At 66.1% G+C, this 12877-nt stretch carries 12 protein-coding genes and 1 tRNA gene; 2 read left to right on the forward strand and 11 right to left on the reverse strand.

The features are described 5' to 3' along the window. The coding region (locus FKP22_RS08590; RefSeq protein ID WP_310733314.1) for an ADP-dependent NAD(P)H-hydrate dehydratase at window positions 1-450 on the forward strand (450 nt) is incomplete at its 5' end. 24 nt (window positions 451-474) lie between these two features. Here FKP22_RS08590 and rnr read toward each other — a convergent pair. Then, complete coding sequence (gene rnr, locus FKP22_RS08595) at window positions 475-2730, reverse strand: ribonuclease R (RefSeq protein WP_141286967.1); 2256 nt, start codon at window positions 2728-2730, stop codon at window positions 475-477. 151 nt (window positions 2731-2881) lie between these two features. Between rnr and FKP22_RS08600 the strand changes: the two genes are divergently transcribed. After that, a tRNA-Leu gene (locus tag FKP22_RS08600) sits at window positions 2882-2966 on the forward strand. A gap of 155 nt (window positions 2967-3121) precedes the next feature. Here the strand turns inward: FKP22_RS08600 and FKP22_RS08605 are convergent. The 10 genes from FKP22_RS08605 to bamB all read right to left on the reverse strand — a co-directional run. Beyond that, window positions 3122-3643 carry a phosphoribosyltransferase gene (locus tag FKP22_RS08605; protein ID WP_141286969.1) on the reverse strand — a complete coding sequence of 174 codons (522 nt, stop codon included), beginning with the start codon at window positions 3641-3643 and terminating at the stop codon, window positions 3122-3124. Between the two features lie 51 nt (window positions 3644-3694). Continuing rightward, window positions 3695-5047 (reverse strand): adenylosuccinate synthase, encoded by a 1353-nt coding sequence (locus FKP22_RS08610; RefSeq protein ID WP_211361342.1) that lies wholly within the window; start codon window positions 5045-5047, stop codon window positions 3695-3697. A gap of 61 nt (window positions 5048-5108) precedes the next feature. Then, on the reverse strand, window positions 5109-6272 hold the full coding sequence (locus FKP22_RS08615; protein ID WP_141286971.1) for an ATP phosphoribosyltransferase regulatory subunit: 1164 nt from the start codon (window positions 6270-6272) through the stop codon (window positions 5109-5111). Between the two features lie 75 nt (window positions 6273-6347). After that, window positions 6348-6536 (reverse strand): DUF2065 domain-containing protein, encoded by a 189-nt coding sequence (locus FKP22_RS08620; RefSeq protein ID WP_141286973.1) that lies wholly within the window; start codon window positions 6534-6536, stop codon window positions 6348-6350. Window positions 6537-6598: 62 nt separating this feature from the next. Further along, the gene (gene hflC, locus FKP22_RS08625) at window positions 6599-7495 is read right to left on the reverse strand and encodes a protease modulator HflC (RefSeq protein ID WP_141286975.1); all 897 of its coding nucleotides are present in this window, start codon (window positions 7493-7495) and stop codon (window positions 6599-6601) included. Between the two features lie 34 nt (window positions 7496-7529). Beyond that, the gene (gene hflK, locus FKP22_RS08630; RefSeq protein WP_141286977.1) at window positions 7530-8831 is read right to left on the reverse strand and encodes an FtsH protease activity modulator HflK; all 1302 of its coding nucleotides are present in this window, start codon (window positions 8829-8831) and stop codon (window positions 7530-7532) included. Window positions 8832-8894: 63 nt separating this feature from the next. Continuing rightward, a complete protein-coding gene (gene hflX / locus FKP22_RS08635; protein WP_141286979.1) occupies window positions 8895-10139 on the reverse strand; it encodes a GTPase HflX in 1245 nt (414 codons plus the stop codon). A 49-nt stretch (window positions 10140-10188) separates the two neighbouring features. Continuing rightward, window positions 10189-10431 carry an RNA chaperone Hfq gene (hfq, locus tag FKP22_RS08640; protein WP_141286981.1) on the reverse strand — a complete coding sequence of 81 codons (243 nt, stop codon included), beginning with the start codon at window positions 10429-10431 and terminating at the stop codon, window positions 10189-10191. An 81-nt stretch (window positions 10432-10512) separates the two neighbouring features. Then, a complete protein-coding gene (gene der / locus FKP22_RS08645; RefSeq protein ID WP_141286983.1) occupies window positions 10513-11847 on the reverse strand; it encodes a ribosome biogenesis GTPase Der in 1335 nt (444 codons plus the stop codon). 22 nt (window positions 11848-11869) lie between these two features. Then, on the reverse strand, window positions 11870-12877 hold a 1008-nt coding region (bamB, locus tag FKP22_RS08650; RefSeq protein ID WP_141286984.1), incomplete at its 5' end, for an outer membrane protein assembly factor BamB.

Consider the following 12877-nt stretch of genomic DNA (forward strand, 5'->3'; position numbering starts at 1 on the left):
GTGTTGACGCCGCACCCGCTCGAAGCCGCGCGGCTGGCAGGTGTCCAGACAGCAGAGATCCAGCAGCATCGGCTGCAGGCCGCTCAAGCACTCGCACTGCGCTGTGGCAGCGTGGTGCTGCTCAAGGGCGCCGGCACGGTGATCGCCGGGCCGGCAGCCATGACCTGCGTCAACGCCAGCGGCAACGCCAGGCTGGCCACGCCGGGCAGCGGTGACGTGTTGGCAGGCTGGCTGGGCGCAGCCTGGTCCGCCATGCCGACGCCAAACGCGAATGCGGCCGACACTGACCAACGCTGGCAAGCCGCCACGCTACTGGCCATGCAGGCCGCCGGCGCGGCAGCCTGGGTCCATGGTGCGGCAGCGGAAATCGCCCCAGGCGATCTGCGGCTGCCGCTGCGTGCCAGTCAGCTGGTGGCGGCCATGACACAGCTCCTGCAGCCCACACCCTGAGGCGCTGCCACGGACCGCCGGCCTTCAAGCGCCGCTGGTGCGGGACTTGGCGGGTTTGCCGCCTTTCGCAGGCTTGCCGGTAGCCGCAGCCTTGCGGGCGGCGCCCTTGCCTGCCGTGCCGCGCGCCGAACCCTTGGAAGCCCTGGCCGACTTGGCCGCGCTGGTCACGCGGCGCTGCGCGCGGTCGGCCGCCTGGACCTCGGCCAGTTCGTCAACCGCCTTCGTTTCACCCCGCGCCGGAGTGCGCCCCTTGACCGGCGGTCGATCAGCTTCGTTTTCGCGGATCATGCGGAAGTCGATGCGGCGACCGTCCAGGTCCACGCGGCTGACCTGGATGCGCACCCGTGCACCGATGGCGTAACGCACGCCCGTGCGTTCACCACGCAACTCCTGGCGCGCCTCGTCGAAGCGGAAGTACTCGCCACCCAGCTCGGTGATGTGCACCAGGCCGTCGACGTACAGCGCGTCCAGCGTAACGAACACGCCGAAGGTCGTCACTGCGCTGACGGTGCCAGAGAATTCCTCGCCCAGGCGCTCGCGCATGTAGCGGCACTTCAGCCAGGCTTCGACGTCGCGCGAGGCTTCGTCCGCCCGGCGTTCATTGGCACTGCAATGCGCGCCCGCACCGTCCCATGCCGCCTGCTCGGCGGCAGACACCCTGGGCGGCTTGGTCGGTGGCGTGCCGGGCTTGGCGCCCGCGACCAGCGAGCCGCTGCTCAGCTGAAAGCGCTTGCCCTGCAGGATGGCCTTGATGACCCGGTGCACCAGCAGGTCGGGGTAACGGCGGATCGGGCTGGTGAAATGGGTGTATGCCTCATACGCCAGGCCGAAGTGGCCGCCGTTGTCGGGCGTGTACAGCGCCTGCTGCATCGAGCGCAGCAGCATCGCGTGGATCTGCGCCGCGTCAATGCGGTCCTTGGTCGCCGTCGCGATGGCCTGGTATTCGGCCGGCGCCGGATCCTCGCTGATCGTCATGCCCACGCCGACGCTTTTGAGGTAGTTTTGCAGCGTCAGGCGCTTCTCGGGCGTGGGGCCATCGTGAACACGGAACAGGCTCGGATGCTGGGCTTGGGCAATGAAGTCCGCCGCGCAGACGTTGGCCGCCAGCATGGCTTCTTCAATCAGCCGGTGCGCCTCAGTGCGCACCCGCGGCACGATCTTCTCGATGCGACCGTTTTCGTCGCAGACGATTTGCGTTTCGGTGGTTTCGAAGTCCACCGCACCGCGCCGCTGACGCGATTTCAGCAGTGCGCGATAGACCTCGTGCAGGTGCAGCAGGTGCGGCAGCACCGCGGCACGCTTCGCAGCCTCCGGGCCACGGGTGTTGCCCAGCGCCGCGGCAACCTCGGTGTAGGTCAGCCGCGCCTGCGAGCAGATCACCGCCGGGTAGAACTGGTAGGCCGTGACGTCGCCATGCTCGTCGACCAGCATGTCGCAGGCCATCGTCAGGCGGTCGACTTCCGGATTCAGCGAACACAACCCGTTGGACAGCTTCTCCGGCAGCATCGGGATCACCCGGCGTGGGAAATAAACCGAGGTCGCGCGCTCGTAGGCGTCCACGTCCAGCGGCTCGCCCGGCTTCACGTAGTGCGACACATCGGCAATGGCGACGATCAGGCGCCAGCCGCTCACCGCTGTGCGACCACGGCCACTCTGGTAAGGCTCGCAGTAGACCGCGTCGTCAAAGTCGCGAGCGTCTTCGCCGTCGATGGTGACCATCGGCACGTCGCGCAAATCGATGCGCTGCTTCAGGTCGACCGCGCGCAGCTTGTCCGGCAGTCCTGCCGCCTGGGCCAGCGTTTCGGCCGAGAAGCGGTGCGGCACCTCGTACTTGCGCACGGCTATCTCGATCTCCATGCCCGGGTCGTCGATCTGGCCCAGCACCTCGGTCACGCGGCCCACCGGCTGCGAATACATCGAGGCCGGCTCGGTCAGTTCCACCGCCACGACCTGCCCGGCCACCGCATTCGCAATCCCGTTTTTCGGGACCAGGATGTCCTGGCCGTAGCGCCGGTCTTCCGGCGCCACCAGCCAGATGCCGTTTTCCTGCAGCAGGCGGCCGATGATGGGCGTCTTGCGGCGCTCCAGGATGTCAACGACCCGCCCTTCGGGCCTGCCCTTGCGGTCCAGCCTTGCCACGCGCACGAGCACGCGGTCACGGTGCAGCACGGCCCGCATTTCCTGCGGCGGAAGATAGATGTCGGGTTCTCCGTTGCCACGCTGCACGAAGCCGTGTCCGTCGCGGTGGCCGAGGACGATGCCCTCGATGTCGTTCAGCATGGCGCCTGCCGTCGCGGCGGCGCTTGTATTGTTTTTGGCTTTAATGGTATAGTCCTATCTTTCGGCTGGACGCAATGCGCAGCCGAGATCTGTGCAGTGAAACGTTCTTGAATATGCTGTTTCAAACGGCCTTCCAAAACGTACTGCGCATGCCCAGGTGGCGGAATTGGTAGACGCACTAGTTTCAGGTACTAGCGGGTAACTCCGTGGAGGTTCGAGTCCTCTCCTGGGCACCAAGCATAACAAGAACGAAGAAGAACAAAAAAGGCCGGCACGAAAGTGCTGGCCTTTTTGCTTTGCGCCTTCGTGCCTTGTGCTTTCATCTTCAGGGCGGCGTGCATCGCACGCCGCCGAGTGCGAGTCCAGGTCCAGCTCAGACCGCAAATGCGAGTCAGACTGCAAACTTCTTCGCCAGCCCTTCGGGCCTCAGGCTGTCGTACTCTTCGAACGGCTGGTGAATCCAGGGGCTGGTTGCCAGCATTTCGACGTAGTAGTCCGGCATGTAGCTGGACACGGCCTTGGTCCAGATGACCGCGGAGCGCAGCTCCTGGATCTGCGGCAGGCCACGCAGCCTGTCCACCACGGCCTTCAAGGTCTCGCCGGAGTCGGACAGGTCGTCCACCAGCAGCACCCTGCCCGCCAGCTCACCCTTGGGCATGGTGATGTACTTGGCCATGTCCAGCCGGCCCTGGATGGTGCCGGCTTCGGCCCGGTAGGAACTGGTCGACATGATGGCCAGCGGCTTGTCGAAAACACGCGACAACACGTCGCCCGGACGCATGCCGCCACGCGCCAGGCAAAGGATCTGGTCGAACTGCCAGCCCGACTCATGCACCTGGATCGCCAGGCGTTCGATCAGCAGGTGGTAGTCGTCCCAGGACACGTACAGGTGTTTGCCATCGTCAGTCAGCATGCGGTCTCCGGCGGGTTGGCGGTGGGCAATGAAAAGGCGATCAGGATCACATCAGGCCTGGTACGGATGGCGCAGCAGGATGGTGTGGTCGCGGTCCGGGCCGGTGGACACCATGTCGATCGGCGCGCCGATGTGGGCCTGCACTCGCTCCAGGTAGCGGCGCGCGTTTTCCGGCAGCTTGTCCCATTCGGTGATGCCGAAGGTGCTGCCTTCCCAGCCCGGGAAGGTCTCGTACACCGGCTCGCAGGCGGCAATGTCGTCCGCGTCCAGCGGCAGGATGTCGATGGCCTGACCGTCCAACCGGTAACCGACGCAGACCTTGATCTCGCTCAGGCCGTCCAGCACATCCAGCTTGGTGATGCACAGGCCGGACACACCGTTGATGATGATGGAGCGCTTCAGCGCTGCCGCGTCCAGCCAGCCGCAGCGGCGCGGGCGGCCGGTCACGGTGCCACGCTCCTGGCCCACGGTCGACAGGTGATGGCCAACGGTGCCCGGCTCGTCCATCGGCAGCTCGGTCGGGAACGGACCGGAGCCCACACGCGTGGTGTATGCCTTGGTGATGCCCAGGATGTAGTGCAGCATCTGCGGGCCAACGCCCGAGCCCGCGGCGGCATTGCCGGCCACACAGTTGCTGGAGGTCACGTACGGGTAGGTGCCGTGGTCGATGTCCAGCAGCGTGCCTTGCGCGCCCTCGAACAGGATGTTGGCGCCAGTCTGGTGGGCCTTGTGGATCAGGTAGCCCACGTCGGCCATCATGGGCTTCAACACCTCGGCCATCTTCATCGCCTGGTCGAAGATGGGCTGGAATTCCAGCGCGCTGCCCTTGAGGTAACCAGTGAGCGCGAAGTTGTGCAGTTCCAGCAGTTCCTTCAGCTTCTTCGCGAAGCGTTCCGGATGCTTCAGGTCCTGCACGCGCAATGCGCGGCGGGCGACCTTGTCTTCGTAGGCCGGGCCGATGCCCTTGCCGGTGGTGCCGATCTTGCCGGCGCCACTGGTTTCGCGCATCGATTCACGCGCCTTGTCGACCTCGACGTGGAACGGCAGGATCAGCGGGCAGGACTCGCTGATGAACAGCCGCGAACGCACGTCCAGACCCGCCTTTTCCAGGCGCTCGATCTCGCTGAGCAAATGCGTCGGGTCGACCACCACGCCGTTGCCGATGTAGCAGGCCACGCCGTCGCGCATGATGCCCGAAGGGATCAGCTGCAGCGCCGTCTTGACGCCACGGATCACCAGCGTATGGCCCGCGTTGTGGCCGCCCTGGAAGCGGGCCACGCCCTGGGCGTGGTCGGTCAGCCAGTCGACGACCTTGCCCTTGCCTTCGTCGCCCCATTGGGTACCGACGACAACGACGTTGCGGCCGCGCAAGATGGTCGCGGCTGAAGAATTGCCTTGTTGCATGGCGTTCTAGCGAGTTCTCAAAAGTTGTTCATCTCGGTGCAGCGGCGGTTTCGCCAAAGGCTCAAAGCGCGCGCAACACCCACTGTCCGTCGACCTCGCACAGCGCACGGTCGCAGTTGAATTCTTCGGTCTGGTCGGCGTGGCCCGGCAGCATGCAGACCACTGTTTCGCCCTGGGTGCGCAAGGCACGCACCGCCGCTCGCAGGCCCGGATCTTCGCCCCAGGGCGCACGCACGGCAGCGTGCGGCGGCACGCTGCCTGCCACGCTGGCGAGGTTCTTCAGGTCCAGGCTGCAGCCGACCGCCGGTCGGTTGCGGCCGAAGACCGCACCCACCTCGTCGTAGCGCCCGCCACGCACCAGCACATTGGGTGACCCATGGCCATACACCGCAAAGCGGGTGCCGCTGTAGTACGCGTAGCCGCTCATGTCGGAGAGGTCGAAGCCGACCCGGACATCCGGATAGGCCTGGCGGATGTGGCCCGACAGCCAGGCCAGATCATCCAGCGCCGCATTGATGGGCGCGCGCGCCGGCAGGCGTTTGCGGGCCTCGGCCAGCACTTCGTCGCCGCCGTAGAGGTCCAGCAAGGCAGCCAGGCCATCGCGCGTGGCCGCCGGGCAGTCGCGGGCGATCTGGCGCACGGTGCTGCCATCCTTGGCAGTCAGCGCGGCGACCAGTTCGGTCAGCGCCATGGTGTCCAGGGTCACGCCGGCCAGCACCGAACGCACCACGCGGGCGTCGCCCAGGTCCAGCATCAGGCCCGACAGCTTGGCAGCCTGCAGCCCGTCCAGTGCAAGTTCGATGATTTCGAGGTCGGCTTCCAGGCCTGCGTGGCCAAACAGCTCGACACCCAGTTGCAGCGGCTCGCGCGTGGCGTGCAGGCCGGCCGGGCGGGTGTGCAGCACGGGGCCGCAATAGCAAAGACGGGTCACGCCTTCGCGGTTCAGCAGGTGGGCGTCAATGCGCGCAACCTGGGGCGTGGTGTCGGCCCGCAGTCCGAGGGTGCGGCCGCTGAGCTGGTCCACCAGTTTGAAGGTCCGCAAGTCCAGCGCGCGGCCGGTACCGGAAAGCAGGGACTCCAGGTGTTCGAGCAAGGGCGGCATGACCATCTCGAACCCATATGCGCGCGCCAGATCCAGCCACTGGCGGCGCAATTCCTCGATGCGCCTGGCCTCTGCGGGCAAGACGTCAGCAATGTGCTCTGGCAACAGCCAAGCAGAGGACATGAAAATGCACCGGGGGTTAAAACCGGCATTGTACAGGTCACCCCCTACAAACGAAGCCGGTCGCGCCGATGCTGGTCAGCTTCGGAACAGCAGCAACAGCACGAGGCCCAGCACCATGCTGCTCAGGCCCAGGAATCGGATCTGCTTGTCGCCCAGCTGCGTGGCCCGCAGGAACAGCTCCCGCCAGATGCCTGGATTGAGGAAGGGCAGCAAGCCCTCCATCACCAGCATCAGGGCCAGCGCGGTCCACATCACGTCACTCATGCGCCCTCACCCGCCTCCATCGCCCCGCATCGCCAGAGACCCAGCCGGCCCAGGCGCAGGCTTCACTTGCGCGCCGGTGACGCCGCCGGAGCCGCGCCGGCACCGCGCATGGCCTTGAAGAAGTCAGAGCTCGGGTCCACCACCATCACGTCATTGCGACTGCGGAAGCTGGAGCGGTAAGCCTCCAGGCTGCGGTAGAACTGCGCGAACTGTGGATCGCGGCTGAACGAGGCGGCATACAGGCTGGACGCCTCGGCATCGCCCTCGCCCTTGATCTTCTGTGCGTCACGGTAGGCCTCGGCCATGATCACCTGACGCTGGCGGTCGGCATCGGCGCGGATCTTTTCGCCTTCGGCCTGGCCTTGCGAGCGCAGCTCGTTGGCCACCTGCTGCCGCTCGGACTGCATGCGGCGGTAGACCGAGTCGGTGATGCTGGCGACGAAGTCAACGCGCTTGATGCGCACGTCCTGGATCTCGATGCCGAAGGACTTGGCTTCGTCGGCCAGGCGGGCCTTGACGTCGCTCATCACCTTCTCACGCTCGGTGGCCAGCACGCCGCCAACGGTGCGCTTGGTCACCTCTTCATTGAAGGCCGCCTGCACGACCGGGCTCAAGCGGTTTTCCAGGCTGCGCATGTCCACGCCGTTGTTGCGAATGAACTGCCGCGGCTCGGTAATGCGCCACTTGATCAGCCAGTCGATCACCAGGCTCTTCTTCTCGGCCGTGAAGATGGGCCGGGTTTCCGGGCTGTCCAGGGTCTGGATGCGGCGGTCCAGCATCACCAGGTTCTGGAACGGCGGCGGCAGCTTGAACTTCAGCCCGGGCTCGACGATGACTTCCTTGATCTCGCCGAGCGAATACACCACGGCGATCTGCCGCTGGTCCACCACGAAGAGCATGGACGAAGCCAGCATCAGCGCGACCAGCACGCCACCTGCAATCAGTGCTAAACGATTCATGTTCAGGTTCTCGTTTTTCTAGGCAGGCCGTGACTCAGCGCGACTCGCGGTCGCGCGAACGGGCGCTGTCGCGGACGCGGTTGTCGCTGGCGGCCGGTACGTCGGACTGGACTGCCGTGGCCGGCGCGGAGGTCGCCCCCGAAGCCGAGCCGACCGCGCCGCCACCTGCTTGCTGCATCAGCTTGTCCAGCGGCAGATACAGCAGGTTGGAACCGTTGCGGCTGTCCACCATGACCTTGCTGACGTTGCTGTAGACCTCGCGCATGGTGTCGATGTAGAGCCGGTCGCGTGTGACGGCGGGTGCCTTCTGGTATTCGGCATAGACGGAATTGAAGCGCTGCGAATCGCCTTCGGCGGTCGCGATCACGCTGGCCTTGTAGCCCTCCGCCTCCTCGTGCAGCCGCGCGGCCGTACCCTGCGCCTTCGGGATCACGTCGCTGGCGTAGGCCTGGCCTTCGTTCTTGAAACGGTCGCGGTCGGCACCGGCCTTGAAGGCGTCGTCGAACGAAGCCTGCACTTGCTCGGGCACCTGCACGTTCTGCAGGTTCACGTTCTTGATCAGCACGCCGGCCTCCAGCTTGTCGAGCTGGGCCTGGACGGACTTGACCAGCTCGGCGGCGATCGCGTCACGGCGCTCGTAAAGCACCTGGTCGACCCGGCTGCGGCCGACGATCTCGCGCACCGCAGATTCAGCCGCCTGGCGCACCGCTTCGTCGGTGTTCTTGTTCTGGAACAGGTATTGGCGCGCATCCTTCAGCGTGAACTGCACGGTGAAGCGGATGTCGACGATGTTCTCGTCCTGCGTCAGCATCGAGGAGTCACGCAAACCGGTCGCCTGCGCCACCGATTGACCCCCGACCTCGACCGAACGCAGCTGCGTGGTCGGCACGATCTCGTGCGCCTGGACGGGATACGGCATGCGCCAACGCAGACCCGCTTCCAGCGTGCTGCTGTAACGGCCAAAAGTGGTCACCACGGCCTGGTGGCCTTCCTGCACGATGAACACGCCGCTGCCGGCCCAGATCAGCACCACCACCGCGGCGATCAGGCCGACGCCGATGCCGGCACTTTTCATGTCCGGCTGGAAGCCGTCCGGCCCGCTGCCGCCCGGTGGCGTGGACTTGCCACCAAACAAGTTGGACCACTTGCGATTGAAGTCGCGCCAGAGCTCGTCCAGGTCAGGCGGGCCGTCGTTGCGGCCATTGCTCAGCACCACGGTCGCGCCGGCCGGGCTGGGCCGCTTGCGCTGCAACGAGCCGAGCAACAAGGCCTGGCTGGCACTTGCCAGGGCTGACAGTCGGCCGAAGAATCCGGCCCGTTGGGGAAGTTCACGCATGGTCATGCCATTCGGAGAAAGGTCGGAAAACGTCAGGAGGAGCTCAAGCGCCGTCGTGGCCGGTCAGTCTACCGGCCAGGCGTCGTCGGATTCACCTTCGCCGCGCACCGCCGCCACCGCCCGCCCATCAGGCAAGGTGGTGACGACGCCACGCGGATTCAAGTCGGGTGCAGGTGCGGCGTACTCGGCAATCAGCTGGCGCAGCAGGTCCAGGCCCTCGCCGGTCCTGGCGCTGACAAACACCCGTGGCACACGTTGGCCGTTGGCACGCGTCAGTTCATCGCGAAGCTGGCGCGGCCGCTGGCTGGACTCGATCATGTCCAGCTTGTTGTAGACCAGGACCTGCGGCAAGCCGTCGGCACCGATTTCTTCCAGCACCCGTTCGACCTCGGCCTGCTGGTCCTGCAGATGCGGGCCAGCGGCGTCGATCACGTGCAGCAGCACATCGGCATCCGCCGCCTCCTGCAGCGTGGCGCGGAAAGCCTCGACCAGCTTGTGCGGCAGGTCGCGGATGAAGCCGACCGTGTCGGACAGCGAGACCGAACGCCCGGCTTCGCCGAGGTACAGCGAACGTGTCGTCGTGTCGAGGGTCGCGAACAGCTGGTCGGCAGCGTAGGTGCGGGCCTTGGTCAGCGCATTGAACAGCGTGGACTTGCCGGCATTGGTGTAGCCGACCAGCGAGACGCTGTAGGTGCCGCTGCGCTCGCGCGCGCGCCGCTGGGTGCTGCGCTGCCGCTTGACCTTGACCAGCCGCTCCTTGATCGCCTTGATGCGGTCGCCGATCATGCGGCGGTCCAGCTCGATCTGGGCTTCGCCAGGGCCACCGCGCACACCGGTACCACCTTGCTGGCGCTCCAGGTGGCTCCAGCGCCGCACCAGGCGGGTCGACAGGTATTGCAGCCGAGCCAGTTCGACCTGCAGCTTGCCTTCGTGGCTCTGCGCGCGGGCCGCGAAGATCTCGAGGATCAGCGCAGTGCGGTCGGACACCGGCACGCCGAGGTGGCGCTCCAGGTTGCGTTGCTGCGCAGGCGACAGGGCCTGGTCGAAGATCACGCCGTGGGCGCCATGGGCCTGCACCAGCAGCTTGATCTCATCAGCCTTGCCTGAACCGACAAACAGCGCCGGGTCCGGCGACTTGCGCCTGGCGACCACGCGCGCGACAGCCAGGTCGCCAGCCGATTCGGCCAGCAACGCCAGCTCATCCAGCGTGGCCTCAAAAGAAGAACCCGGACCCAGGTCCACGCCCACCAGCACCGCGCGGGGCTGGTTGGCATTGACCTGGTCCGGGGCGGACGCGGGGGCGCTCACGGCATCATCCGGTGGCGCCGGTCGGCAATGAGGAAACGGGGAAAGGGCTTCAGTTGGTTTCGCCCGCGTCAGCGGCGTGGAAGTTGACCGCGCGGCCCGGCACGACGGTGGAAATGGCGTGCTTGTAAACCATTTGGGTCACGGTATTACGCAGCAGCACGACATATTGGTCGAACGACTCGATGTGCCCTTGCAGCTTGATACCGTTGACCAAATAAATGGACACCGGCACATGCTCCTTGCGCAGGAGGTTCAGGAAGGGGTCTTGCAGGAGTTGCCCTTTGTTGCTCACGATATGCTCCGTGTTGGAAAGATGAAGACGGCTTGCACGTTAACACAGGCCGCCCGGCGCCACATTGCGTGGCACCAAGAGTCAGTGTTCGTTTTCAGCAAATGGGTTCCCTGAAAGTTTCATCTGAATGCGCAAAGGCGTGCCCACCAGCTTGAAATGTTCCCGGAAACGCCCTTCGAGATAGCGTTTGTAGACTTCGGTGACGTGCTCCAGCGAATTGCCGTGGATCACGATGATGGGAGGATTCATGCCCCCCTGGTGCGCATAACGCATCTTCGGCCGGTAGGCCCCCACGCGCTTGGGATTCTGGTGCTCCACCGCCTCATGTAAAAGGCGCGTCAGCACGGGCGTGGGCATCTTGCAGGTGGCGGACGCATGCGCGTCGGCAATCGCCTTCCACAGCGGGCCCAGACCCTGGCGCCGCAGCGCCGAGATGTTCAGCAGCGGAGCGAACTTCAGGAAGGCCAGACGGGACTCGATCGAGCGCTCCAGCGTCTGGCGCTGGTAGCTGTCGATGGCATCCCACTTGTTGATGGCAATCACCACCGCCCGTCCGGAATCGAGGATGTAGCCGGCGATGTGCGCATCCTGCTCGCTGACACCCTGCGTCGCGTCTATCATCAGCACGACCACGTTGGCGTCGGCAATCGCCTGCAGCGTCTTGACGACCGAGAACTTCTCGATCGCCTCGAAGACCTTGCCCTTGCGCCGCAGGCCCGCGGTGTCGATCAGCTCGAAGCGCTGTCCGTCACGCTCCAGCGGCACCTTGATGGCGTCGCGCGTGGTGCCGGGCATGTCGAAGGCGATCAGGCGCTCCTCGCCCAGCCAGGTGTTGATCAGCGTGGACTTGCCGACGTTCGGCCGGCCGGCCACCGCCAGGCGGATCGGACCGTCGGCCTCGTCTTCGGGCTCATCCTCGTCCTCGGGAAAGTCTTCAAGCGCAGCTTCCAGCAGGCTGCGAATGCCCTGCCCATGCGCCGCCGAGATGGGGTGCGGCTCGCCCATGCCCAGTTCGTAGAACTCGGCCAGCAGTGGCGATTCCTGCATGCCTTCGGCCTTGTTCACCGTCAGCAGCACGCGCTTGTTGGCCTGGCGCAGGAAGCGGGCAATGTCGTGGTCCTGCCCGGACAAGCCGTTGCGCACGTCGACGACAAACACCACCACGTCGGCCTCGGCCACGGCCTGGCGCGTCTGGCGCGCCATTTCCTTGACGATGCCGGTCGTGCTGTCGGGCTCGAAGCCGCCGGTGTCGACGACGATGAATTCACGGTTGCCGAGACGGCCGTCGCCATAGTGGCGGTCGCGTGTCAGTCCGGAGAAATCGGCCACGATCGCGTCGCGGCTCTTGGTCATCCGGTTGAACAGGGTCGACTTGCCAACATTGGGCCGGCCGACAAGGGCAATCACGGGTTTCAAGCCAGGCCTCGGGTCAAATCAGTCATTCAGGACGGAAGCCGAACAAGCCGCCATTGCGGGTCGTCACGACCATCGTGGTGTCGGATAGCACCGGCACGCCGATCACCGCCGAGCCGTCGGTCGGCAGACGCAGCAGCGGCGTGCCGGCGTCACGCGACAGGAAGTGCACCTGGCCTTCGAAATCACCGAACACCACCGTCTTGCCGACCGAGATCGGTGCGCTCAGGCCGCGGTTCAGGAAGCGTTCGTTGGTCCAGACGGTGTTGCCGTCGCGACGGCGACGGGCGCTGATGCGGTCCGAAGCGTCTGCGCTGAACACGTAGTCAGCATCGGCCGCCACGCTTTGCACGCCGCCGCCGGGCATGGTCCACAGCACTGCGCCACGGTCCGCATCGACGCAGCCGACGCCGGTCTGGAACGCACGCATGCACAGCACATTGCCATTGCGGGCCGGCGGGCCGACCAGATCGGACAGGCGCTCGACCTCGTTGGTGCCGCGCGGCGTGGCCACGGTGGCTTCCCAGCGCACATTGCCCTGGGTCGGGTCCAGGCCCAGCAGACGCGAGCCCTGGGCGGCCAGCAGCGTGTCCTTGTAGGCGGCCAGCACCGAGGACTGGGCCAGCGTCAGCGCGTCGCCGGGACGGCGCAGCGTCCAGAGCTTGTGGCCGTCCAGCACGTCATAGGCCGAGACGGCGCGGTCCACGCTCATCACGAACACGCGCTCGCCCGCCACCAGCGGCGCGGTCACCACGCGGGCGTCCAGCCGAGCCTTCCACTTGTCCTTGCCAGCGTCCAGCACGACGAGTTCATTGTCCTGCGTGACCACCGCGGCAAAACGCCCGTCGCTGCCCACGCCGGCGCTGAGCTTGCCGTCCACCCGGGTGCGCCAGATTTCACGGCCTGTCGCGGCCTCCACTGCCACCACGCTGCCGTTGTCGGAGGCGGCGAAAACCTTGCCGTCGCGCACGACGGTGGCCATTGGGAAGCTGACATCGCTGCCCAGCGGCAGGCGCCAGACCTGGCGGCCGGC

Origin of the sequence: Ideonella azotifigens, from assembly GCF_006519715.1 — a bacterium.
Taxonomy (GTDB): domain Bacteria; phylum Pseudomonadota; class Gammaproteobacteria; order Burkholderiales; family Burkholderiaceae_C; genus Ideonella; species Ideonella azotifigens.

Coding starts and splice junctions, on each gene's coding strand:
- rnr (WP_141286967.1), bottom strand. CDS start 2,730: ATGCTGAACGACATCGAGGGCATCGTCCTCGGCCACCGCGACGGACAC.
- FKP22_RS08605 (WP_141286969.1), bottom strand. CDS start 3,643: ATGCTGACTGACGATGGCAAACACCTGTACGTGTCCTGGGACGACTAC.
- FKP22_RS08610 (WP_211361342.1), bottom strand. CDS start 5,047: ATGCAACAAGGCAATTCTTCAGCCGCGACCATCTTGCGCGGCCGCAAC.
- FKP22_RS08615 (WP_141286971.1), bottom strand. CDS start 6,272: ATGTCCTCTGCTTGGCTGTTGCCAGAGCACATTGCTGACGTCTTGCCC.
- FKP22_RS08620 (WP_141286973.1), bottom strand. CDS start 6,536: ATGAGTGACGTGATGTGGACCGCGCTGGCCCTGATGCTGGTGATGGAG.
- hflC (WP_141286975.1), bottom strand. CDS start 7,495: ATGAATCGTTTAGCACTGATTGCAGGTGGCGTGCTGGTCGCGCTGATG.
- hflK (WP_141286977.1), bottom strand. CDS start 8,831: ATGCGTGAACTTCCCCAACGGGCCGGATTCTTCGGCCGACTGTCAGCC.